18 protein-coding genes, 1 pseudogene and 1 riboswitch are annotated in these 22,965 nt (G+C 46.1%); of the genes and pseudogenes, 7 read left to right on the forward strand and 12 right to left on the reverse strand.

What is annotated here, in order from left to right; genetic code table 11:
* Positions 1–51 precede the first annotated feature (51 nt).
* On the reverse strand, positions 52–1,692 hold the full coding sequence (locus FJD32_RS00715) for a metal transporter (RefSeq protein WP_047536493.1): 1,641 nt from the start codon (positions 1,690–1,692) through the stop codon (positions 52–54).
* Positions 1,693–1,978: 286 nt separating this feature from the next.
* On the opposite strand from FJD32_RS00715, the gene FJD32_RS00720 reads away from it, so the two are divergent.
* The gene (locus FJD32_RS00720; protein WP_037416335.1) at positions 1,979–2,572 is read left to right on the forward strand and encodes a YhgN family NAAT transporter; all 594 of its coding nucleotides are present in this window, start codon (positions 1,979–1,981) and stop codon (positions 2,570–2,572) included.
* Positions 2,573–2,874: 302 nt separating this feature from the next.
* On the forward strand, positions 2,875–5,199 hold the full coding sequence (locus FJD32_RS00725; protein ID WP_088586486.1) for an immune inhibitor A domain-containing protein: 2,325 nt from the start codon (positions 2,875–2,877) through the stop codon (positions 5,197–5,199).
* 64 nt (positions 5,200–5,263) lie between these two features.
* Here FJD32_RS00725 and FJD32_RS00730 read toward each other — a convergent pair whose 3' ends face one another.
* A complete protein-coding gene (locus FJD32_RS00730; RefSeq protein ID WP_037416341.1) occupies positions 5,264–5,833 on the reverse strand; it encodes a chorismate lyase in 570 nt (189 codons plus the stop codon).
* Positions 5,834–5,934: 101 nt separating this feature from the next.
* Between FJD32_RS00730 and FJD32_RS00735 the strand changes: the two genes are divergently transcribed.
* Together FJD32_RS00735 and rlmF are read left to right on the forward strand one after the other, a co-directional pair.
* The gene (locus FJD32_RS00735) at positions 5,935–6,345 is read left to right on the forward strand and encodes a flagellar basal body-associated protein FliL (RefSeq protein ID WP_088586487.1); all 411 of its coding nucleotides are present in this window, start codon (positions 5,935–5,937) and stop codon (positions 6,343–6,345) included.
* 218 nt (positions 6,346–6,563) lie between these two features.
* Positions 6,564–7,517: pseudogene (rlmF, locus tag FJD32_RS00740) on the forward strand (23S rRNA (adenine(1618)-N(6))-methyltransferase RlmF); the annotation flags it as partial.
* 39 nt (positions 7,518–7,556) lie between these two features.
* On the opposite strand, the gene FJD32_RS00745 reads toward rlmF, so the two are convergent.
* Genes FJD32_RS00745 through glp form a run of 4 tightly spaced genes read right to left on the reverse strand, consistent with a single transcriptional unit; the run spans position 7,557 to position 10,612 of the window.
* Positions 7,557–7,844 carry a DUF333 domain-containing protein gene (locus FJD32_RS00745; RefSeq protein WP_037416348.1) on the reverse strand — a complete coding sequence of 96 codons (288 nt, stop codon included), beginning with the start codon at positions 7,842–7,844 and terminating at the stop codon, positions 7,557–7,559.
* Between the two features lie 25 nt (positions 7,845–7,869).
* The gene (locus tag FJD32_RS00750; RefSeq protein ID WP_037416350.1) at positions 7,870–8,532 is read right to left on the reverse strand and encodes a Bax inhibitor-1 family protein; all 663 of its coding nucleotides are present in this window, start codon (positions 8,530–8,532) and stop codon (positions 7,870–7,872) included.
* 55 nt (positions 8,533–8,587) lie between these two features.
* Complete coding sequence (gene moeB, locus FJD32_RS00755) at positions 8,588–9,349, reverse strand: molybdopterin-synthase adenylyltransferase MoeB (protein ID WP_037416352.1); 762 nt, start codon at positions 9,347–9,349, stop codon at positions 8,588–8,590.
* A gap of 9 nt (positions 9,350–9,358) precedes the next feature.
* On the reverse strand, positions 9,359–10,612 hold the full coding sequence (gene glp / locus FJD32_RS00760) for a gephyrin-like molybdotransferase Glp (RefSeq protein WP_037416354.1): 1,254 nt from the start codon (positions 10,610–10,612) through the stop codon (positions 9,359–9,361).
* Positions 10,613–10,940: 328 nt separating this feature from the next.
* Here glp and ftnA point away from each other — a divergent pair, with 328 nt between their 5' ends.
* Positions 10,941–11,477 (forward strand): non-heme ferritin, encoded by a 537-nt coding sequence (gene ftnA / locus FJD32_RS00765; RefSeq protein WP_037416358.1) that lies wholly within the window; start codon positions 10,941–10,943, stop codon positions 11,475–11,477.
* A gap of 75 nt (positions 11,478–11,552) precedes the next feature.
* Here ftnA and FJD32_RS00770 read toward each other — a convergent pair whose 3' ends face one another.
* Positions 11,553–14,786, reverse strand: a complete 3,234-nt coding sequence (locus tag FJD32_RS00770; protein WP_069453834.1) for an EAL domain-containing protein — start codon at positions 14,784–14,786, stop codon at positions 11,553–11,555.
* A gap of 355 nt (positions 14,787–15,141) precedes the next feature.
* On the reverse strand, positions 15,142–15,795 hold the full coding sequence (ribB, locus tag FJD32_RS00775; protein WP_037416362.1) for a 3,4-dihydroxy-2-butanone-4-phosphate synthase: 654 nt from the start codon (positions 15,793–15,795) through the stop codon (positions 15,142–15,144).
* 195 nt (positions 15,796–15,990) lie between these two features.
* Positions 15,991–16,220: riboswitch (FMN riboswitch) on the reverse strand.
* 240 nt (positions 16,221–16,460) lie between these two features.
* Here ribB and FJD32_RS00780 point away from each other — a divergent pair.
* Both FJD32_RS00780 and FJD32_RS00785 read left to right on the forward strand, forming a co-directional pair.
* A complete protein-coding gene (locus tag FJD32_RS00780) occupies positions 16,461–18,596 on the forward strand; it encodes a S9 family peptidase (protein ID WP_069453833.1) in 2,136 nt (711 codons plus the stop codon).
* Between the two features lie 10 nt (positions 18,597–18,606).
* Positions 18,607–19,065, forward strand: coding sequence for a GIY-YIG nuclease family protein (locus tag FJD32_RS00785; RefSeq protein WP_139122605.1), 459 nt, complete (start codon positions 18,607–18,609; stop codon positions 19,063–19,065).
* Positions 19,066–19,391: 326 nt separating this feature from the next.
* On the opposite strand, the gene FJD32_RS00790 is transcribed toward FJD32_RS00785, so the two are convergent.
* The 4 genes from FJD32_RS00790 to FJD32_RS00805 form a co-directional block, all read right to left on the reverse strand.
* The gene (locus tag FJD32_RS00790; protein ID WP_055647602.1) at positions 19,392–19,931 is read right to left on the reverse strand and encodes a hypothetical protein; all 540 of its coding nucleotides are present in this window, start codon (positions 19,929–19,931) and stop codon (positions 19,392–19,394) included.
* On the reverse strand, positions 19,931–20,485 hold the full coding sequence (locus FJD32_RS00795) for a hypothetical protein (RefSeq protein ID WP_055647601.1): 555 nt from the start codon (positions 20,483–20,485) through the stop codon (positions 19,931–19,933). The genes FJD32_RS00790 and FJD32_RS00795 overlap by 1 nt, the downstream gene beginning before the upstream one ends.
* A gap of 3 nt (positions 20,486–20,488) precedes the next feature.
* Positions 20,489–21,181: a hypothetical protein gene (locus FJD32_RS00800; RefSeq protein WP_055647600.1), complete on the reverse strand. Its 693-nt coding sequence runs from the start codon at positions 21,179–21,181 to the stop codon at positions 20,489–20,491.
* 764 nt (positions 21,182–21,945) lie between these two features.
* Positions 21,946–22,722, reverse strand: a complete 777-nt coding sequence (locus tag FJD32_RS00805; RefSeq protein WP_088586490.1) for a hypothetical protein — start codon at positions 22,720–22,722, stop codon at positions 21,946–21,948.
* Positions 22,723–22,965: the final 243 nt, after the last annotated feature.

Consider the following 22,965-nt stretch of genomic DNA (forward strand, 5'->3'; position numbering starts at 1 on the left):
TTTATCCAAAGATGGGGTTAACTTAGCCTGTCTGTCGGCAAATGAACAGTGTTAGTGCTGGTGCTTATCGCTATGGGGATGACTGTGGCCGCTAGTCTGACCGTGTGAATGAGAGTTGCCATGCCCGTGCACATGTGATGTTTCGGCTGTTTTAGCATGCGCGTGCGCATGATCATGGCGGTGTTTATGGCCGTGGGCCACAGGTTTTAACATCATTAAGCGGCGCAAGAATTTACGAGGCCCGAGGCGCAGTAAGCTGGCTGCAAATAAGGCTGATAAGATCAGCAGTGCCGTGAGGTTAATGGCTTCTGGTAGAGTGAACAACGAGAACCACATGGGCAACTTAAGGGCAGCAACGAGGGCTATGGCAATAATTGCCAGCAAAATCCCACGTTGTGACCAACCCATAAGTTTTAGCTGAGCGATATTCAACACCGGAGCGGCAATCAAAGGCAATACGATGGCCAGCGGACTCCAGCCGCTATAGGCTAAGGCGATTGACAATACGGCCGCGCCTAAATTGCAGAAGCGCATCGGTAAAAATACCAGCAATAGCACGGTAATCTGTAATATAGGGTTACTTAACGGTACCGAAGGGTGACCAATCAAGTTAACTAATACTAAGCTGAGGAGCACCCAAGGTGCGCTGCGATCAACCAAATGGGCGAAACCAAAACGCAGGGCTTGGCTTGGTAATTTAGTATGGGGATCGGTAATGTCGACCCGCGCATAGGCTAAATAGGCACTCATGATCAAGACGACTACGAGTTGAAACAGCGCTAACCAAGGGCCAAGCAATAGCGCCGTCAGTACGAGGGCTTCTGGGCCTGCTAAACGTTGGAACCAACGACGGGCGAGGCTATTGTCCTGTGGTGTTAAACCAAGCTGGAACCTTAGTGCCGCTACGGCGTAACTGAGTAATAGCACTGGCGCTATGGTTATTAGCCATGTTGTTAGCTGCTCTGTACTGTGGTCGTGATGGGCATGTTCGTGGCCGCCAGAATCCATCAATAACAGCATCATTAATAAACCAATACCGAGCAAACTGCCGATACCCGCCTGATATTCATACTGGCCTTGTTTATCTGTTTCCTGTTGACCATGTGGCTGATGTAACACAACATGCAGAATCGAGCCTGTCACAAAAGCTTGTAAATAAACGGTTTTATCTATGCTCATGTGCGATAAAAGCTGTTCGCTAGCAAAATAGCCAATACTCGTGAATAGCATAATGGCGCCAAAAATAACCAGCGTCCAACGAGCTCCAAGATGAGGTTTTAGTATCCACCAAATAGCAAAACCAACAGGGAGACGATGGAGTATAACGCCCAAGGCTAACAAAATGGAGTTGCCCTCATTTTGGGCTAATACCATAGCGCTCCCATCTGTGATGGTGTGCAGCAATAAGCCACTAATGCCAAGAAAAAGGGCAAAATTATGCGTAATTTCTGAGTAGCGGTGGAATAAGCGTTCACTGGCAGTGGGTCCCCACAGGCCGAGTACTACAAAGACGATGGCCAGCAGGCCGCCATGCTCGAGAAGTTCAGGTAGAATATGGATCAGCACTAATCCGCCTAAGGAGACGAAAATAAAGCCATCAAGTCCCTTCTGCAATCCGCTGCCTGATGCAAAGTAGCGGTAAAACAGTGGCCCGATTAAGAGTGCGAGACAACTAGCAAGAAGATAGAGCATGGATTCCACGAAAATTGGCTGAAAAAACGCTGTAGTATACCAGTTGTAATTTAAATGAGCAGCGACTTACAGGCAATTTACTCAAGCGAGATGTTGTGCTGCGGCTTGTAGTAAAAATGAATCAACGACTCAATGGCTTATGGATGATAGGTAAAAAACCGCTAGAGGATCATGAAACGGCACTCATAATCCATCTTAAGGAATTTTCTAGATAATTTTTCACATCTGTAACGCGAAAAGGTTATACAATATGTGCTCATGTTGGCTTAGACGTTGATAAAGTTAAATGGATATATTTTCTGCTGCGGTAATGTTGTTTCTTATCATGGACCCCCTCGGTAATTTACCGATATTCGCGTCGATTTTACGGCATATTGATCCTAAAAAACGTCGTAGGGTTTTGATTCGTGAACTCATTTTTGCATTAGTGATCATGTTGGCCTTCTTGTATGCCGGCGAAGCCATCTTAAGTTTCTTAAATCTGCGATCTGAATCGGTCAGTATTGCCGGTGGGATTATTTTGTTTCTGATCGCGATTCGGATGATTTTCCCCCAGCCGGGTGGTGTGGTTGGCCTTGCAGCAGGGGAGGAGCCATTTATCGTGCCGATGGCGATACCATTAATGGCGGGGCCATCTATTCTTGCCGCGCTCATTTTGCTAGCGCATACCGATAGCTCACGTATGGGGGATTGGACTATTGCTCTCGTATCAGCTTGGGGCGCGAGTGCGGTTATCTTAATGTTTTATAAGCTCTTTACCCGTATGTTGGGTGAAAAAGGGTTAACGGCTGTTGAACGTTTGATGGGGATGGTGCTGGTAATGATATCGGTACAAATGTTCCTCGATGGAGTATCAAACTATATGAAAACTGCTGGGTAAGCGTATTGCACCAAGTTATCAAAAACCGCATTACATCGTTAATGCGGTTTTTTTATGGCAAAAAATCGCTGTTGAGGATGCTTGCTGAACCAACGCTGACAAAAGTATAAAAACCATCACCTTCCAATCTGTATCAAGTTGTTACACTCTTGGTGTCCTGATATGTTTTCACATCCCATTGAAGTTGGCTTTCCGATGAGGGAAGACAACCAATAAACAAACTTGCCATAGAGCAAATAGGCACTAGCCTTAAAAAATAGCTTGGCTATAACAGCGCAGATTGTGACGGAAGGAAGACGGTAATGCGAAGTACAAAGAGTATCACAGCGTTTGGATTGATGTTGGCCTTGCTGAGTGGCGCGAGTATTGCTGCGCCCAATCACACGCCAGCGGATGCAGGAGTCATTAATAAAGAGCGGATCCTCTATTGGTTGATTAAGCGGGGTGAAGTTTCAGAGGATGCCAGCGATAGCGTTAAGCAAGCGGCCGTTGAAGCCTTTATTGCCCGCGCAAGTTTCGCACAGCCTAAAGAGCCTAGAATGGTGATTGAGGCTGAGCATGAACGCCTGCAAAAAGCCAAAACATCAGCGGTGATGCGTGCACCCGCACAGCGTGTTTTAGCGGATGCAGATGTGACTAAAACGGTTAAGGTGTTAACCGTACTGATTGATTTTCCAGATTTAAAATATAATAACAACGGCTTAACAGCGAGTGATACCGACATGTATTACTCGAGTTATCCTGCTTCTCACTACAAGAATTTACTCTTCTCTACGGCTGGTTTTAGTGGCCCGCAGGGGCAAACTTTAGATTCGGCCTATCAGTATTACCAAGCCGTTTCGGGCAAAACCTTCTTCTTTAGTGGTGACGTTAAAGGTTGGTATACCGCTAGCCAAAATGCTGATTATTATGGCGCTAATGATGCCGACACTGGCAACGATGTTAACGTGACTGAACTGGTTAAAGAAGCAGTATCGCTAGCAGTAGCGAATATGTCAGCTGCAGAGCTTGCAACCTATGATATTGAAGATCCATATGATTTAAATGATAACGGCAATCTAAACGAGCCCGATGGTATTATTGACCATGTGATGATTTTCCACTCGAGTATTGGGGAAGAAACAGGGGGCGGTAAATTAGGGGACAACGCTATTTGGTCGCACCGTTATTACGTGGATCAAGGTACTCAGGGTTACACTTTACCGGGCTCGAGCAAAAAACTCTTTGGTTACACTATCCAACCGATTGATGCAGCGACTGGGGTCTGTACCCATGAATTTGGTCATGATCTTGGGCTGCCCGATGAGTACGACACTACAGACAACGCTAACAAAGATGGTTCGCCTGTCGGTTATTGGTCTTTAATGTCGGGAGGCAGTTGGACAGGGGCTATTCCTGGTGCGCAGCCGAGTGGTTTTAGCCCCTACGCACGTTCGTATTTACAGACAAAATATAAAGGAAAGTGGCTTAACGAGCGCGAGATTAGTTTAGACAGTATTCCTAAATCGGGTATGGAAATCACGCTTAATCAGGCGATAAACCAAGATGCCGTGAATCAAATATCGATACCGCTTCCAGCGGCACAAATTGCCTTTAAAGCACCTTATCAAGGGAGTTACCAGTACTACTCTGGTCAAGGTAACATGCTGACAAACAGTATGAGTTTTACCGCAACCTTGCCTAGCACCAGCGAAAAACTCACACTCTCTTTGCAGGCGAGTTGGGCAATTGAGACTGACTATGACTATATGCAAGTTAAGGTTAATGGTACGGCGATTGCGGGTAATTACACTAAGTCGATCAACGCAATTAACAATGCCCGACATATTATCACTGGTAAGTCATCAGACATCTCTACCGCAGTGGGCAGCGATGCTTGGGTTGCCTTGGAATATGATTTGTCAGCCTATGCAGGTAAGAGTGTCACCATTGAATTTACCTATGTGACCGATGAGGCGGCAATTGAGTCGGGGATTACTATCGACAATATCAGCATTAAACAGGGCGTAACTGAGCGGTATGCCGATAATGCTGAGGTGGCTGGTAAAGCGGCTCTTGTGGGTTACAGCCGCATTACCAGTACTCGCCCTGGCGCCGCATCCCGTTACCTTATTCAATTACGTAGCCATAATGGTGTCGATGCGGGCTTAAAGAGTAAAGGGTTTGATCCTGGTGTACTGCTATGGCTAGAGAATGCCAGTTACAGCGATAACAATGTATCGGATCATCCCGGCCGTAGCTTGATAGGTGTGATTGATGCTGACCAGAATATGATTGGCACTCTTTCTACCGATGAACAAATCCGTGATGCGGCTTTTAGCATGGTAAAACAAACAGCTTACTCTGGGGACAATAACCTCGATGCGGTCAGTCTTTTTGATGATAGTTTGGATTACAGCGCACCACTACAACCTCAGTCTGGCATGCAACTGCAACAACTTGGGTTGACGATGCAAGTGGTCTCTCAGGCCAGCGATAACCGCACCGCGGTAATTCGTTTAGCCAATGCGAATGCCGAACCAGTTCCCATTACAGCAAGTGATAAAGAAAGCTCTGGTGGTGGCAGTCTAGGTTGGCTAAGCCTGATGTTGCTCGGTGGTTTTGCGTGGCGCCGTCAGCGCCAATAAGAAGGGATTGTTCTAACGAAAAATGCCTCTGATATAGAGGCATTTTTGTTTTAGCTTAAGAGTGCTAGGGTTGTAGCCTCGCCATCGCTTGTACAGCGGCCGGAAGGAACATTTCACTGACAAACATTTCCTCTTCGTCATGGTGAAAATATCGGCGTCGGCCCCAAAGTTCATGCTCGACGTTTTGCGCTAAACTCTGTGCCAGTTGGGCAAGGCGGCTATCGGTGTCAAATTGGGCGATTTCAATGCGACCAGGAATGAAGCTATCTTGGCTAAATAATAATTCGCCGAGCGGACGTGTACCTAAGCCTAAAAAATCGGCTTGGCGGGTCGATAACAAAGACTGAGGGATCAAGGTTCTGGCAAATACCCAAGGTACAGAATCGAGGCAGAGTAACACTTCGCGCACCCAAACGGTGTTTTGCTTAGGATATTCCCCTTCGAGCGGGGCACATTGGCCTTCACCAAGGATTTTTACTTCAAACTTATCGCAGCAGGTTTTGAGTTTTTGCGTCAGGCTTCCTGGCGCCAGTAACCATTCCTTAAGGGGAGAAGCGGGAAGATTTTTGGCATTATCGGCACAAAACCATTGAATAGATTCGCCATAGGGAAAGCTTAAGCTGGTCACATTCATTAAATACTCGTTACAATATAAGCAAACGTCGGCAGTCTACCAGATAGATTGGGAAGTTTCTTCCATTGACCATTATTGTTTTTAGGGAGCTGTAAACCGCGATGAAAAAATTATTATCAGCCTGCCTGATCTTGCTCAGTGCTGTGTTTAGCGCATATGCAGCCGACGAGAAAGCTCCACCCCCTACTGGGGATTTCGCCTATTACGGGTTTGAGCCCGAAATTGTGACTAACTATATTTCAAACCGCAAAAAGCTCGGGTTTGTAAAGATCAGTGTTGAACTGATGGTAAAGAGTCCCGATGATTTAGTGATCGTTGAGCGCCATGATCCACTGTTGCGTGCCGCCATTATTGAGGTGCTGGGTAACCAAGCCGAAGAAAAAATTAAGTCTCTTACTGGCCGTGAAGAAATCCGCCGCGAATGCTTTGATATGGTCAATAATCTGCTGACCACGGAAGCGGGTAAACCAATAGTAGTCAATCTACTGTTTACCTCTTATCTTTACGATTAATCCAGCCAATAGGCTAAGGGCCGATCTTTGGATTGGCCCGCTCTTGTTGAACCATCATTATGTCAAAGCCCATCGTTAAAATTGCCGCTAAGCCTGCGATGTCACCTACAGGAAAACGCAGCAAACCAAGCACGCCTAAGCCACCTGTGGCAAAATCAGCAAAATCAGCAAAACCAAATATTGCCCCCGCTAAAGCGATGAGCAAGCCAAAACAGGGCGTTGAGAGAAAGACCTTACACCCGCGTAATTTGCATGCTCACGGCTATGACTTTTCGGCGTTGATGACGAGTTACCCTAAGCTAAAAACCTTTGTTCGGCCAACGCCATACGGCGCCTTATCGATAGATTTTGCCGATCCCTTGGCGGTGAAAACCCTCAATGCGGCCCTTTTGAAACATCATTATGGGCTGGCGTTTTGGGATATTCCTAAGGGCGCGCTGTGCCCACCAATCCCCGGACGAGTTGATTATCTGCACTACTTGGCTGATCTGTTGTTCGAAGGCGCCCCCGTCCAGCGTGCTGGACAAGTTAGCGTTTTAGATATCGGCACTGGGGCGAATGGCGTTTATGCCATCCTAGGGCATCAAGTGTATGGCTGGCAGTTTGTCGCCTCGGATATCAATGCCGAGTCGCTAGCCAATGTGCAGCGGATTATCGACAATAACCCGAGTTTGCAGGGGCACTTATCCTTAAGGCAGCAGCAGGATGAAAAGTCGGTCTTTAAGGGGATCATTCAGGCATCTGACCGCTTCGAGTTAACTCTGTGCAATCCTCCCTTTCATGGCTCGTTAAAAGAAGCTAGCGAAGGCTCGCTGCGCAAGGTGCGTAATCTGCAACTTAATCGCGGTGAACAGCCTAAAGCGGCCAGCGCAACCTTAAACTTTGGTGGTCAAGCGGCGGAGTTATGGTGCCAAGGTGGAGAGAGGCAATTTTTAGCCACAATGATCCGCGAGAGCCAAGCGTTTGCCGAGCAGTGTCTGTGGTTTACCAGTTTAGTGTCAAAGCAGGAAAATCTTAAACCTTGCTATCAAGCATTGGCAAAGTTGGGTGTGGATACCGTTAAAACCATTGAGATGCAGCAGGGTAATAAGATCACCCGAGTGTTAGCCTGGAGTTTCCATTCGCAGGCTAAACGTTTGCAGTGGCGAAATCAGATCGTCAGCGGGACATAAAACAACAGGCGCCGAGTGCGCCTGCTTTTTTACTCAGCCTCAATTACTGGGCTTTTCCTGTGGATGGTCGCGGCGAAATAGCGCCCACTCTTCAATCTGTTCACCGTTTGGCAAGGTACACATACCGTGTTCCCCCTCTGCGGTTCTTTGGATTTCCGATATGCCACCGAGGGAGGCGCAATACTCTGATGCCGGGTTGGCGATTTGTGCTTTCGCTTCCGTTTTTGTTTCAGCCTGAGCGTTTGTTGCTGGCTCGGTTTTCTCGCCGCAGCCGATTAAGCTGGTGCCGATGATGATGCCGATTAACAGTGGTGAGGTTAGTTTCATGCTGTTTTCCTTGTCATTGAGTGACTTATTTTCGTCCTAAAATCCGCAAAATACGCAGAAATAGATTGATGATATCCATATACAAAGCGGCGGCGCTATCGACGGCGTTATCGACGGTTTTCGGGATTTGGTTCGCGCGGCCCCAATCGTAGCCAATATAGCCACAAAAGATCAGCACAACTATCCAATCTAAAATGCCGTGATGGGTATTAAAGATAAATATTTCAATTAGTTCGACCACTATCACCAATAGTAATGCGATGGTGAGTACCCCAGATATTTTTTGGAAAAACGCTGGAAACAGGGTGCCCAAACACATCATGGCAATCGTGACTAGGCCAGTTATTCTAATCGCTTCGGTAACTAATGCGGGATCGTACTGACTGACAACCATATTAATAATCAGGCCAAAGGGCACGACTACAAAGTTATAGCCAATAAAGCTGACGAGGGGATTAGTTGAAGATTGGAACAGATAAATCCCCAAGAAGCAGGAGGCAAAGTAACCGATAAAGAACACCCACGGATTCACGCTGGCAATCGCCTCGGGGTCGATATAGCTGACCATCATATAGTTCACGGCAAAACCCCAGACGAGGGTTAAGCCAATCACTAAGTTATAGACACCCGCGCCTATAATGGGGTCATCGGTTGTGCGGCGGTCAAATACGCTATTTTCAGTATCCATTTGATTTGTCATTCCTTAATTGTAAAAAGCGTGCTGAATATTAAAGGTTAATGTGCTACTCACCACATATCTTGCAGTGAGGGTGCTTGGGTAATTTCATCTCGCGAAATTCCATGGTCATAGCATCGATCATCAGCATTCGTCCTGCCAGTGTTTTGCCCATACCCGTGATGATTTTGATTGCTTCAACCGCCTGCAAGCAGCCGACCATACCGACGACAGGCGCAAGAATACCGGATTCGACACAGCTGAGTTGCTGCTCGCCAAAAAGTGAACTAAAGCAATGATAACAAGGCGTTTGCGCTTGATAGTCAAATACGGTGACCATGCCTTCCATGCGGATGGCGGCGGCAGAAATCAGTGGGATCTTGTGCTTAAAACAGCTTTGGTTTAACTGCTCACGCACGCTGACATTATCGGTGCAATCGACCACGATACTGTGGTTGGCGACTAAGGCATCGATCTCATGGTCATCCAATACCGCATTGATGGTATTGATTTTAACGTGAGGATTGAGCTGATTAAGGCGCTGCTTGGCCGACTCGACTTTAGGTTGGCCAATAGTGGCATCCTGATGCAGCACTTGGCGCTGTAGGTTAGAGAGCTCAACCGTATCGAAATCGACTAAGGTCATCTCGCCAATACCCGCAACGGTCAAATATTGCCCCGCCGCGCAGCCTAAACCGCCGGCGCCAATCATCAACACTTTGGCGAGTTTTAAGCGTTCTTGGCCATCGATATCCATCGCCTTGATCGAGATTTGGCGGCTGTAGCGGGTGAGTTCGCTATCGCTAAGGATGTCTACTTGTTGATTCATAAAAAGACCTTAGCAAAGCACGCTGTTAAAGGGTTCAACCATGACTTTTGTGCCCGCTGGCGAGTCACCTTGGAACTGTTCTAACAACACAAAGCAGTTAGCCAAACTCATAGAGGTCAACATACCCGACCCTTGACTGCCTGTAATGGCGACTTCCAGCTCGCCCTGTGCATTGCGGGATAAAATACCGCGCTGATACTCAACGCGGCCGGGCTGTTTACGCACTGGTGTCGTCAGGGTAGCCGATAACATCAGTGGCGCTTTTGGGGTTAAGCCCTGCATCTTGTTTAGAATTGGCCACACCAGCTTGTAGAAGGTCACCATAGAGGACACAGGATTACCCGGTAAACCACAGAATACTGCTTTGCCTATGCGTCCCATGGCGAAGGGTTTACCTGGTTTGATGGCGAGTTTCCAGAAGGTGATTTTGCCTTCTTCATCAAGGATCTGCTTAGTAAAATCTGCCTCACCGACGGATACGCCGCCCGAGGTTAATACCATATCCGCTTGGCTCGCGGCATGGCGAAATGCATGGCGAATCGCCTCTGGATCGTCAGCGACAACCCCTAAATCCAACCATTCCACATTGGCACGGCTGAGTAACCCTTGGATTGAATAGCGGTTGGAGTCGTAAATTTGCCCTGGCGCTAAGTCGCTGCCCACGGGGCGCAGCTCATCTCCGGTGGAGAAAAATGCGACCTTGAGTTGGCGGTAAACCCGCACCTGACTCACGCCAATGGTGGCTAATACACCGAGCTCGGCGGCTTTAATTTCGATGCCCGCTTTCAGCACTTTGGTGCCTTGCAACAGCTCTTCACCGCGGCAACGCACATTGGCGCCCTTAGCCTTAGGGTGATTGATTTGGATTTGATTGCCCTGTGCTTGGGTCTCTTCCTGCATTTGCACTGTGTCATAACCCGCAGGCACTGGCGCGCCCGTCATAATGCGCACGCAGGAGTTGGGGGTAATTTCACCCTCAAAGCCATGGCCTGCGAAGGAGCTACCAATCAGTGTTAATGTGGTGTGCTCGGTTTGACTGTTTAAATCGGCAAAGCGAAAAGCGTAGCCATCCATTGATGAGTTATCGAAGGGGGGTAAATCGATACACGAGGCCAAGTCCTCTGCTAACACGCGGCCAAGCGCGTGGGGAAGTGTAACGACTTCGGTGTCTGACACTGGGCTAACCTGCTCAAGCAGAAGGGGAATGGCTTGATCTGGATGCATTAAGCTAGGTTGCGAACAAGGATCGGCTTTCACGGACATCGGGTCTTCCTTATGGGCAAAGGGTTGGAGCAAATATGGGAGCTATTATGCCACGCTGCGCTTGCTTGGCTATGATCTGCATAGGAGTTTATGTGATTTGTTAGGTAGTTTTCCTTAAGTGTTGCCTAAGGTTTACTCTTTTTATACTTGAGTTTGCAGTACCGTTCGTGCGGTACTAAACGCGATTCTATGAACAAATGAAAATCATTTTTATCAATGAATCATTAACTTAGCTAAGTCAACAAAGGTAAATTTTGTTGCTTTTGCTGCCGCCCTTCATGACAATGTGAGCCGATGATTTAAGTGCGAATGCCCAAGAGGATTAACTATGCTGTCTGCAACCATGATCGAAAAGTTGAATGAACAAATTAATATGGAGTTTTTCTCCTCTAATTTATACCTGCAAATGAGTGCATGGTGTGAAGATCAAGGCTTTGAAGGCGCAGCAAAATTTATGCGCGAACATGCAGATGAAGAAATGGGCCATATGCGCCGTTTGTTCACCTATGTGAGTGAAACCGGTGGTTTACCTCTATTAGGCGCCATTGCAGCACCTCAGTCACAGTTCGATTCTCTGCTAGCGTTATTCGAGCTGACCTATGAGCATGAACAGTTAATTACTCGTCAGATTAACGCGTTAGCCCACACCGCATTTTCGAATCAAGATTATTCAACCTTCAATTTTCTGCAATGGTATGTGGCTGAACAGCATGAAGAAGAAAAGCTGTTTAAGTCGATTGTCGATAAGATCCGTTTAGTGGGTGAAGATGGCAAAGCGTTGTTCTTTATTGATAAAGATCTTGCCAAATTAGCCTCAAAGGGCGGCGAAAGTATTATGAATGCCCAAAGCCAACCGCAGGCTTAAGCGCAACACCTTTGCCCATAAAAAGCAGCCTAGGCTGTTTTTTTATGGGCAAAAATCAGGATTTTCGTCAATCTATCAAGCATTTACGCACTTTTCGCGCGGTTCTTGCTGCTGTAATAATGCCGGTAGTGTTTGGCTTAGCAGCGGCGTAATGGCTGCAAATGGCAGGGGCTTAGAGATCAAATAGCCTTGGGCGTAGTGGCAACCTAAATCACGCAGTAGATTCCATTGGGCTTCGGTTTCAATCCCTTCGGCCACGAGTTCCATTTCAAGGCTTTGCCCCATCATCACGATGGCTTTCACTAAATTGGTATTTGAGCTATTGCTCAGGGCATTTTCCACAAAGCTGCGATCGATTTTTATCACAGAGATAGGGAATTTCTTCAAATAACTCAAGGATGAATAGCCAGTACCAAAATCGTCGATATAAATCTGCGAGCCTAAATGACGGATGGATTCTAGGGTGGTTAAGCAGTGGCTAGCATCGCCCATCAGCATGCTTTCAGTGATCTCAATATGCACGTTTCTTGGGTTGATATGGTGGCGGTTAAAGCATTCTTGCAGCACTTGATCAAATCCTAAACCTCGAGCATTTACACATTGGCGGCTTGAAACATTGATAGCCACGTTAAGGTGTAAGCCAAGTTGTTGCCATTGTCTGAGGTCGTGCATCGCTTGGTTGAGCACCCATTCCCCCATAGGTTCGATAAGTCCTGTTTCTTCAGCGATGCCAATAAACTGGTCAGGAGGGATTAAGCCTAAATCCGGATCTTGCCAGCGGATCAGCGCTTCAACACTGCAGACTTTACCTGTTTTCATCTCCACAATCGGTTGATAGTGCAGCGTAAACTCATTCTGTGCCACGGCACGGCGTAGCCGCTGTTCAAGCTCCATACGGGCAAACATGGCTTGGTTCATTCCCGAGGTGAAGTATTTGAAGTTATTGCGGCCGGCGTCTTTTGCCTGATACATGGCCATTTCGGTGTTGCGGGTCAGCGAGCTGACATCTAGCCCATCTTCTGGGTAAACTCCAATCCCAAAGCTGGCGGAAATTTGAATTTCCCGTTCATTCAAGCTAAAAGGCGTCGACAGGGTTTCGATGATATGGCTTGCCATATGCTCGATCGCAAATTCATTGGTGACACGCGGAAGGATAAGCACAAATTCGTCCCCGCCGATGCGGGCGACAAAGTCGGTTTTACCAGCAATATTTTCCAGTCGCTTGGCCACATCTTGTAATAATAAGTCGCCTGTGGCGTGGCCTTGTACGTCATTAATATATTTAAATTGGTCTAAATCAATCAGCAGAATCGCCAGTTTACGGGAGTCATGTTGGGCGAGCTGGATTTCATGCTGCAGCCGCTCATTAAAGAGTTTGCGATTCGGTAATCCGGTGAGCGTATCGAAATGTGCCTGGTACCACAGATCCTGTTCATATTGCTTACGTTTACTGATATCCATAAATAAACCAATATGTTGGATTATTTCACCCCGTTCATTACGCACTACAGTAATGGCTAAATACTCGGGATACACTTGGCCATCTTTGCGCTTATTCCAGATTTCGCCTTCCCATTTGCCGTTTTTTTCTAATGCTTCCCACATCGCGGTATAGAAATGGCTTGGATGGCGTTTTGAGCTTAAAATTGAAGGGCTTCGGCCTTTCACCTCTTCTAAGCTATAGCCTGTGATCTGGCTAAAGGCGGGGTTAACTAATTCGATATGGTTATCGGCATCCGTCACCATAATGCCTTCGGCCGAATAGTTAAAGACCGCCGCGGCCCGATTAAGCGCTTGATTCGCTTTCTGGCGCTCGCTCAGCATACGGTTCATCGCCCGAGACATCCGCGCAAGTTCATCTGAGCCTGACACATCAATATGAATATTCAACTCCGGGTCGGCGGCCATTCGCTGCATATCATTAGCAATTTGGGTGATTTTATCCATAAAGCTACGAATGATTTTCCGCCCTAGCCACAGGGTGATGGTGGCGGTAAATAAGGCGGAGAGCAGATAAATACCTAATAAGGTTAGCGCATGCTGTTGTTGTTCATTACTCTGGCGAGCCATGGTACGCGTGATTTCATTACTGAGCGCGTTCAGCTTATTGATTCTATCTGTGGTTAATGTCCACCAGTGTTTGCTGCTCACTGGGTGGGGAGGCATTAATAATTTATTGATGGCACCAGCAAGGTTGGTATCGTTGATATGGGCAAGGGCGGTGATTTCAGCGAGCGATAGTTTTTGATCTTTTAATTGTAAGATCTTGGACATGCAGAATTGATACTGGTTGATACTCTCTTCGATAATCTGTACTGCAGGCGCAAGTGAAGGCAGGTTGATTGTTTCGCGGTTAAGTTCTGCGAGTTTTTGCTGAATCGTGGCTAAGGATTGATTGAACTTCTCAAGCGATATCAGGCTACCCGTTAATAAGTAATCTTGAAAACTATCGATTAACCCATCGTAACCCAGATGGGCGTTGATGCTTTGTACTAACGTGCTGATATGGATCTGTTGCTCTATTTGTTGACTGATTTTAAGTATTCGCAAGCTTTCCGGTGAGGCTTGTATCTGGCGGATGAGGGAATGTCTGTCTGATATTGAGGCATTGCTGGCATGGGAGATGGCTTGGCCATATTCATACATAATGGTATTGATGGCTTTGTAGTCATTAATGCTGAGGCTTTCTGACAACAACATACGATTGATGGCGCTGCGTTCTTTCACTGCCAACTCTTGCACCATCAGTAGATTCAGTAAATCTGCGTAGGCTCTTGATTGATTAATATCATTGGTGAGTAATTGCAGTTGTTGGATTAACTGCATTAATTCAGAATTAAATTGTTGATATAAATCGATAAATGCAGATGGGTGTTGATCGAGCGCTTCTTGGCGGCTCGATGCCAATTTATGACTTAGCAGCGTTAAACTCGTCAGTTTTTCCTGTAACTGGGTCGATGCTAGTTGGCCACTTAACGCAGTATTCAACGCAAGCAAAGCCGGACTTTTAAGCAGTGCTTCTAGTGCATCAGAGGTCAGTTGTTGCTGTTGCAATAGACGAGTTTCATCTTGAGGCGTAGTGGCTGGGAGTAATTGGGTACTTAATCCATATTCGTTATGAAGTTGATAGAGTAATTCATTGATTTTTGAAGTAGTTTGTATTGCCAAATGGTTTTGAGTGGCAAAGCGATACTCTTTCACAAGTACATACATTCGCGACAGCACAAAAATACTCATCATCAGCAAAGGTAGCAGCGAAAACAGAATCAGTTTCTGTTTCAAGCTGAGATGCTGTAGCGTGGATGGCATACAAACTTACTCCTCAATTGGCCTGATTTGAGACATAAAAAATCAAGGAATTTCCTTGATGGGGTGAAAGCGGAAGGTCAGGCACTGGGTGCGAATATTTAACATACAAGTCTGTCGCTCGCGACCCTTGGTTTATGGATATCTAATCTAGCTCACGAAATTCAGCTATTTATTATATACACTTAAGATTATATTTTTATTGATGAAATTTTCTCCTAGCAGATAAATTGTTTTGCTGTCTGTGATATCTAGCGTGATTTGATGCTTAACCAAAGTGTTTTATCGAAGTTAAATAAAAAAGGACGCGGGCCTTCGCACGCGTCCTTTAAATTGCATCCCGTTTATGGGGTCAAATTTAGCCTACATTGGCTAATAACGACTTACGGTAAACCACGATATCTTCAATCGTCAGTACAGGCATTTTATGCGCTGCACCAAAGGCGATAATCTCAGGCAGACGCGCCATAGTACCGTCGGGGTTCGTGACTTCACATAACACGCCTGCGGGCTTGAGTCCGGCCAGTTGCATTAAATCAATAGTGCCTTCGGTGTGGCCACGGCGAGTTAACACGCCGCCGGGTTGAGCGCGCAGCGGATACACATGGCCTGGGCGAGCTAAATCGCTTGGCTTAGCATTGTCGGCGATGGCGGTTTTAATGGTGGTGACACGGTCAGCGGCCGAAACCCCTGTAGTGACGCCCACTTTGGCCTCGATACTCACGGTAAACGCTGTGCCATATTGGCTCGAGTTGTTTTCGACCATAGGTGGTAGCTCAAGGGCTTTGACCTTTTCGTCCGGTAAACACAAACACACGATACCGCTGCATTCGCGAATGAGCATGGCCATTTGCGCATTGGTTAGTGACTCGGCGGCAAAAATTAAGTCGCCTTCGTTTTCCCGATCTTCGTCATCGACCACCAACACACCTTGGCCTTGGCGCAGGGCAGCAAGACCCGCTTCAACGCGTTCGATAGCAGTACCAAAAGGAGCAAGTAAAGACTGATTCATGGTTAATATCCTTCAAAAATACGACATGGGAATATCCAGAATCAGGGCGTGCAGAAATACAGCCATTACCCTAAAGGGGATTGTGCTGTAGCAATCGACCCGCTTTAAGCGCAGGCTTAAAAACGTGATTGCAAAATATGAGGCTAACAGCAGGGATACTTAGCTCAAGTTAATGCCAATTATCCAAGTGTTGTCTTACATTCTCTTCCATCCGGACTCAGTACTGTTGCTTGCGGCAAACAGTCCATTACCGTCGGCTCTGGAATAGTAGCGCTCGATAGGCTTAACCATAACGAGACAAGCTAGGGAACCAGATCTGCTGACCCCGAATTGCGTTCGGGCGCTCGCGGGCTTTAGTGTGGGGAAATTTATTCACCTCACTATTTACCGCCGGTGGGGAGTTTCACCCCGCCCTGAGAATTGTTGATAGGCTTTAGCCTAAAAACGCGGTTATGTTGCGCCTAATTATTGGTGATGGCAACAACATCGCGCCGGAAATTGGGCAATGTTTGCGCAAGCGCACAATGCCTTGTGATCCTTAAGCAAGCGCAATCTTTAGGAAACTCGCAACTTGAGCTAGCTTGGGTATATCATATCCGGCACATCAACTTATTGGCTTGCCGTCGTATCTTACGATGGTGTTTGAACGTCACAAGGACGTATACATGCGCACTCTGCTGCTTACTTTAGGTCTTGCTATGTTATTACCCGGTTGCTCCACTCCAAAAGGGCAAGTCTCTGCGCCCGTTGCGGAAAAAATCCCCCATGTGATGACCTTGCACGGCGTCACACGCACCGATGACTACTATTGGATGCGCGACGATAAACGCCAAGATCCTAAGGTATTAGCGCACCTTAAGGCTGAGAATCGTTATACCCAAGCTTACTTTAAGCCGCTTAAGTCATTGCAAGACGGGTTGTTTAACGAGCTGACTGGGCGTTTAGTGGCCGATGAGTCGAGTGTGCCGTACCAATGGCACCAGCATAGCTATTACCGCCGCTACCAAGAGGGCAGCGAATATCCGCTGATCGCCCGCAAAGGCAGTGACGGGGTTGAGCAAATGATGCTCGATGTGAATGAACGCGCCAAGGGCCATGAGTTTTATGGTTTAGGTGGCGTTAGCGTCAGCCCAGATGAAACCATGTTGGCCTTCGGTGAAGATGTGTTAAGCCGCCGCGTGTATAACATCTACTTTAAAGATATTGAATCCGGCGCCATGATCACCGATGTGCTTGAAAACACAGAGGGTCGTATCGTTTGGGGCAATGATAATCGCCATGTGTTTTATATCGCCAAAGATCTGCAAACCCTGCTGGGCTATCGCGTGTATCGCCACGAACTCGGCACGCCACAATCGAGAGATGTGTTGGTGTATGAGGAGCAAGACGATGCTTATTACATCTCTCTCGGCAAGAGTTTAGATGAGTCGCAAATTGTGCTGTTCCACGAGAGCACCACAACCAGCGAAGTGTCAGTGCTGGATGCAAACGATCCTTTAAGCCTGTTCAAACCTGTGCTTGCGCGGGAAGAAGGCCATGAATATAGCGTTTCTAAACTGGGTGATAGTTATTACATTCTCACCAACTGGCAGGCGACTAACTTCCGTTTGATGAAAGTGGCGATTAAGGATGCCGCCGATAAATCCAAATGGCAGGAAGTAGTTGCTCACAATCCCAATGCGCGGCTTGAAGATGAGCTGGTGCTAAAGGATTACCTGATTATTCAAACCCGTGAAAATGGCCTGACACGGATTAAAGTGATGCCATTCAATGGTCAAAAGCCCTTTGAGCTGAGTTTTGATGAGCCCGCCTATGTGCTGGGTTTAGATGTTAATGCCCAGCAAGATAGCAATAAGTTACGGGTTTTCTACTCCAGCCTGACTACGCCCGAGACGATTTATGAGTACCACTTAAGTAATCCTGATAGACGCGATCTGCTTAAGCAGGAACAAGTGCTCGGCGGCTTCGATGCCAGCCAATACCGCGCCGAACGGTTATTTGTCACCGCCCGCGATGGCGCTAAGGTGCCGGTGTCCTTGGTGTATCGTAAGGATAAGTTCAAGAAAGACGGCACCAACCCTCTGTACCAATATGGTTATGGTTCATATGGTTACACTGTTGAGCCTGACTTTTCGTCGTCGGTTATTAGTCTGCTCGACCGTGGCTTTGTATATGCCATCGCCCATGTGCGCGGCAGCGAAATGTTAGGCCGCCCTTGGTACGATGCGGGCAAATTACTGAATAAAAAGAATACCTTTAATGACTTTATCGATGTCACTACGGCCTTAACCGAGCAAGGTTATGGTGATAAAAATAAAGTGGTGGCCTCGGGCGGCAGTGCTGGTGGGCTGCTAATGGGCGCGATTGCCAATATGGCGCCTGAAAAGTACTTTGCCATTGCAGCACACGTGCCCTTTGTGGATGTGGTCACGACCATGCTCGATGAGTCGATTCCGCTCACTACCAACGAGTACGATGAATGGGGTAATCCAAACGACAAGACCTATTTCGACTATATGCTCAGCTACTCGCCCTATGACAATGTTGCCGACCATGAGTACCCACACCTGTTGGTCACCACGGGTTTGCATGATTCACAGGTGCAGTATTTCGAGCCTGCTAAATGGGTAGCAAAACTGCGCGAAGTGCAAAATAAATGGTACAAACTCGACGATAAGGTATTGTTATTCCACGTCGATATGGATGCAGGACACGGTGGCAAGAGTGGTCGTTATCGCCAGTACCAAGACACAGCGCAGGAATATGCCTTCTTCTTAAGTCTGCTAGGCATGACTAAGTAGGCGCCAACGGGTGACCGATTTAGTGATTGAAGCCGCTAATTCAACTCCCTCGGCTAGCCCCCAAAAAGGGGCTAGCCAAGCGCCAGCTGTTAACCAAACTCAGCTTTATAGTAAGTCAGAAGCGCTAGGAGCTGAGCAAGCTGTGACTTCGGAGCAAGGTGCGACGTTAGAGATAGAACAAGTCTCGACATGGTATCTGTACCTTATCCGCTGCGCCAATGGCCACCTATACACTGGCATCACCACAGATGTCGCACGCCGCTTTAACGAACATCAATCAAGCAGCCCCAAAGCGGCAAAGTACCTGCGCGGCAAAGGGCCATTAACTTTGATGTATCAAGAAGTCGTCGGCAGTCACGGGGATGCGCTAAGGCGTGAAATCGCAGTTAAAAAGTTAAGCCGCGCTCAGAAGTTGGCGTTGATTGAATCTGTCGAGCATAGCTCCCTAGAGCCGTACTCACATCCTTGATGTACTTGTAAAATGATTAAGCACTATCATTTCAGTGACACGCAGCAAGTACGTCCTTGTATGCTCGACCGTGACATCCATGTCACGGACGGTCACTTCCATGTCAGTGCTTAATCCCGTTAACCTCGGAGTATTTTTTGCCCTACCTGCCCCAATTCTGTTGTTTCACCGCAGAATTTAACCGTGGGTTTCTTGATAAATTTGTCTATGCGTCCAGATGATGTGGTATGAGATATAGTATACGGTAGTCAAATATAATTTTGACTGGAGCAAAGCAGAACCCAATTTATATTAATCACTTAAGGTAGTGGGCGAAGAATATGATACTACTTTTTATCGTTCATTCTTTTTATCTTTTCTGTTACTGCTTCTTGCCATTTAGGTTTAAGTTGTTCTAAATGAAAGGTATCTTCTTTCATTGACCATGTGGCAACAAGTTCTATAACTTCTGATTTCAAAAATTTTTTACGCTTATTAGTATCTTTAGCCTGATTCACAATATGATGAGCCATAATACCTAGCTTGCTGTGATCAAGATTAACTAAATCTTTATGTCTGTCATTAATACGTGAAAATTTAGTATTTGCAAGCTTGGACTCAATTTCGAGTCCACTTTCAGCTAGCCAATTTTCTTCTAACCAAAGTACATCTATAGTCGCTGGCTCATCCATTGAAATAGCCAAAGCAACGATGAGATCTTTTACCTCATCATCATCAAAGTTTGTAGTGGCAGATTGCCAAACTGAAAGTGTATTTCCTTTTGTTCTTGTGCAGCCTGTAATGGCGTCTGCTTCATAATTTTCATGGTTGTTTTCGAGATTATTTTGCCATTTGCTAAGGGAGAATTTTCGTAATAAATATGCCATCACAAAGTCTCTAAGTACCTGATTACATTTTGTTTATATTCTTCTAGCCACAGTATGTTTAAGGGCTTCATTTCTTTTAATAAAGCTATGTGCCCAGGTTGCTCCCAAGATTCAACTGCTCTAATAGTTGCTTCATTGACCAATCCACTGGCATGACAGTAACCAGCAAAAATCAAGGTGTCTGCACGATCCTCTAACCACTCATAACGAATTGAAGATGCAATACTTATAAATGTGAACATTGCGTGTTCACCATGTGAGTAAATATTTAACCAAGCTTTCTGAAAGCTATCCTTGAGAACTTGAGGATCTTGGTAGTATAAGTTTTCAATATATAACTGAGATTTACTTGTTTGTCCTTCTATGTATTCATCATCTAGTACAAAATCAACAATAAGCTCAGCACATTGGTTAACTTTTGCATCGCGAACTTGGCTAATACCTAATGTTGAACTTGAGGACGTAATTATTGGTTTTGAGGTACTACTTGATAGTAGCTCCATTAGATTCATTATCTGGGTGCTTCTAGAACGTAAATTTGCGTTGATGGCCATAATTTACTCTGTATATCTTTTCAGTTGTTTAGATAATGCTAAGTTATTCTCATGTAACTCTTTAAAAACCACATGAGCTTGCTCTAGGCTAAAGCGGAGTTTTGTGTTGTGTTGTACAGTGTTGCTATCTAGGTCAAAAATAACACAATCCATTGGCTCTGCTAGACTAGGCGCTTGTCCCATTATTTCGCATCTACGAATTGAACTTATACTATTTATAGTTTCACCACATTTAGGAAGTGTTCGTCTTTCTACTATACGGTTATCCCACTCAAAGGGTTGCGCTTTATGATGAGTAAAAAGTTGTCTATAAAGGCAGCTATAAGTATCCTCCTCAGCCTTGAAAATTCTGCTATTTAGTATCGACAGTCGGTTTCCTTTTTTCTCAGGGAATACTGATGCGAGAGCTTCGAAAATTCCAAGAGATTTGCCCATAAACTCATGTTGAGATCCAACTGTTCCTATAATCACAATTTCATTTCTAGGAAATTCAACGTGCAAAGACTGGTCAGGACTTACCATCATTGGGATTAGTTTTCGTTCTCCAGTGATCGCGTTTATTTCTTGCCCCATATTAGGAATCAAATTGAATTTACCAATAGAATTCATTAATGCTGTCACAATTGGTGGACTTGCTGTGACATCTTGGTTATCAGTAAAGAAGTGAGCTTGATGAATTTCTTGCACAAGATTCATAATAAGACCTAAATCAAAAGTTTATCTGTCATCGACATACAGAATTTACAGTAAAATTAGTTGAAATGTTAGGTTAGTTGCTCAAAAAATCATAAAAAGTAATGTTATCAAAGCAGTAAAGTTTATCGAGACACCCACTGTTAAATTTTCTTACAGGAATGATAGGACTGGAAAAACTCTTTCAGAATTAACAGTTTGCCCAGATGGTCCAGAAGTTCATCTCCCCTGCGAAGTTGCTGAAGGGCGTTGAAGAAAATAGCGTGACGCAGACAGGATGTCTGCGTAGCTTTCGGGGGGAAGGGATGCCCCATCGGAAGCGTTAGCTATTTTCGAATAAGCACGAAGCCAGTAATTAATGCATGTAACTTCGCTAGGGGCGTCTTGGCTGCTTGTGAAAACATTAGCAAGGAGGATAGGACGAGCAGTCCTTCTTGGTCGGGTGTGGGGTTAAGCCCCACGACTTTGACTTTTTTAAACATATCAACAAACAAAATAAAGCCTTATTTATATACTCATTGCTAAATTTTGCTCCGAAAAACAAATAGGTAAAACGTTACCAAAGGCTTACCTGAATTGAGCCTGAGAAAGTCTCAGACACAAAAAAAGATGCCACTACAAGGGGTTAGTGGCATAAAGTGCATAAGAATGTCCATGGAACGGTAACGCAAAAGGGGTGGGTAGAAGACTGACATTTGGTTGGGTACTGCAACATCAGTCTCTACGCCGGGAAGTTGGTTGAGTGGAACGCTATTGATCTAACGGGTTTAGTGTTTACTGACTGTGCCATCGATTTTATCGAAGCTCACATCCCCTGAACCTGCCGAGAGAATGGTTAAGCCCTTAGTGTTCACCACATTGATATCGCCTGAGCCATCGTTGATGGTGACTGTGTTTTGCACATTGGCGACGTTGATTTCACCTGAACCATCATCAATGGTGATGCTGCCTTTAATATCATTGACTTGGATACCGCCAGAACCATCGACAATCGCCAGATTACCGTTGACTTGGCTGACTTCAATCGCGCCAGAACCATCGTCGATGCTGACATTATTGCCGCCATGGATTGCCAGTTCGCCCGAGCCATCCTTGACCTTGATATCCGCGGTCATCTTGTTGATCAAAATCGCACCCGAACCATCGTCTATGTCCAGCGCTAATCCGGCGGGGACTTGTAACTTAAGGTCGATATAGGGTGAGTAATTGTTAAAGCTGCTATGGGATTCAAAGTCGGCCTTAAGCTGGGCTTTGTTAGCCTTTTTCTCTAGGGTGAGAATCACTTTGCTATCGTCATTGCTATAGATATCAGCCACTAACTTAATTTGGGTTAGGCCTTCGACACCGATAATTTCAAGAGTGCCCGCACCTGTTTCGGCGACGAGCTCTTGCAAGTCTTGAGCATCGAGGTTGAGTTCACGTTGCTCGTGGTCTAAATCCGGCATGCCAGCGGCGTTCACATTGATAATGCAGCCAGTGAGTGACACGCCAACCGTAAAGACGGCGATAAATCCGAGGGTGAATATAAAAGGGCGTAGTGACATTTTCTTCTTCCTTGTTATCGACACTCGACGACCGACTGAGTGCTGAGCTATGAGCGATAAGCTTGATATCAGTCGAGATTGCACATCCTATGCCAATTTTAAAATGTATTAATAATCATGTAGATAAATTAAATGTGTCCGCTTGGCCGTAGGCGGACATGTCCGCTGAATAAGTGATTTTTCCCAAAGAGTGGTGAAATTACTCACTTATTCAGTTAGCGTGTGTCCAACATCCCTGCTTGA

Origin of the sequence: Shewanella sp. LC6 (assembly GCF_006385735.2) — a bacterium.
Lineage (GTDB): Bacteria > Pseudomonadota > Gammaproteobacteria > Enterobacterales > Shewanellaceae > Shewanella > Shewanella xiamenensis.

What these genes read in the sequence shown, in the direction of transcription:
- FJD32_RS00715 (WP_047536493.1), bottom strand. Translation starts at nt 1,692, where the DNA reads ATGCTCTATCTTCTTGCTAGTTGTCTCGCACTCTTAATCGGGCCACTG.
- FJD32_RS00720 (WP_037416335.1), top strand. Translation starts at nt 1,979, where the DNA reads ATGGATATATTTTCTGCTGCGGTAATGTTGTTTCTTATCATGGACCCC.
- FJD32_RS00725 (WP_088586486.1), top strand. Translation starts at nt 2,875, where the DNA reads ATGCGAAGTACAAAGAGTATCACAGCGTTTGGATTGATGTTGGCCTTG.
- FJD32_RS00730 (WP_037416341.1), bottom strand. Translation starts at nt 5,833, where the DNA reads ATGAATGTGACCAGCTTAAGCTTTCCCTATGGCGAATCTATTCAATGG.
- FJD32_RS00735 (WP_088586487.1), top strand. Translation starts at nt 5,935, where the DNA reads ATGAAAAAATTATTATCAGCCTGCCTGATCTTGCTCAGTGCTGTGTTT.
- FJD32_RS00745 (WP_037416348.1), bottom strand. Translation starts at nt 7,844, where the DNA reads ATGAAACTAACCTCACCACTGTTAATCGGCATCATCATCGGCACCAGC.
- FJD32_RS00750 (WP_037416350.1), bottom strand. Translation starts at nt 8,532, where the DNA reads ATGGATACTGAAAATAGCGTATTTGACCGCCGCACAACCGATGACCCC.
- moeB (WP_037416352.1), bottom strand. Translation starts at nt 9,349, where the DNA reads ATGAATCAACAAGTAGACATCCTTAGCGATAGCGAACTCACCCGCTAC.
- glp (WP_037416354.1), bottom strand. Translation starts at nt 10,612, where the DNA reads ATGTCCGTGAAAGCCGATCCTTGTTCGCAACCTAGCTTAATGCATCCA.
- ftnA (WP_037416358.1), top strand. Translation starts at nt 10,941, where the DNA reads ATGCTGTCTGCAACCATGATCGAAAAGTTGAATGAACAAATTAATATG.
- FJD32_RS00770 (WP_069453834.1), bottom strand. Translation starts at nt 14,786, where the DNA reads ATGCCATCCACGCTACAGCATCTCAGCTTGAAACAGAAACTGATTCTG.
- ribB (WP_037416362.1), bottom strand. Translation starts at nt 15,795, where the DNA reads ATGAATCAGTCTTTACTTGCTCCTTTTGGTACTGCTATCGAACGCGTT.
- FJD32_RS00780 (WP_069453833.1), top strand. Translation starts at nt 16,461, where the DNA reads ATGCGCACTCTGCTGCTTACTTTAGGTCTTGCTATGTTATTACCCGGT.
- FJD32_RS00790 (WP_055647602.1), bottom strand. Translation starts at nt 19,931, where the DNA reads ATGGCATATTTATTACGAAAATTCTCCCTTAGCAAATGGCAAAATAAT.
- FJD32_RS00795 (WP_055647601.1), bottom strand. Translation starts at nt 20,485, where the DNA reads ATGGCCATCAACGCAAATTTACGTTCTAGAAGCACCCAGATAATGAAT.
- FJD32_RS00800 (WP_055647600.1), bottom strand. Translation starts at nt 21,181, where the DNA reads ATGAATCTTGTGCAAGAAATTCATCAAGCTCACTTCTTTACTGATAAC.
- FJD32_RS00805 (WP_088586490.1), bottom strand. Translation starts at nt 22,722, where the DNA reads ATGTCACTACGCCCTTTTATATTCACCCTCGGATTTATCGCCGTCTTT.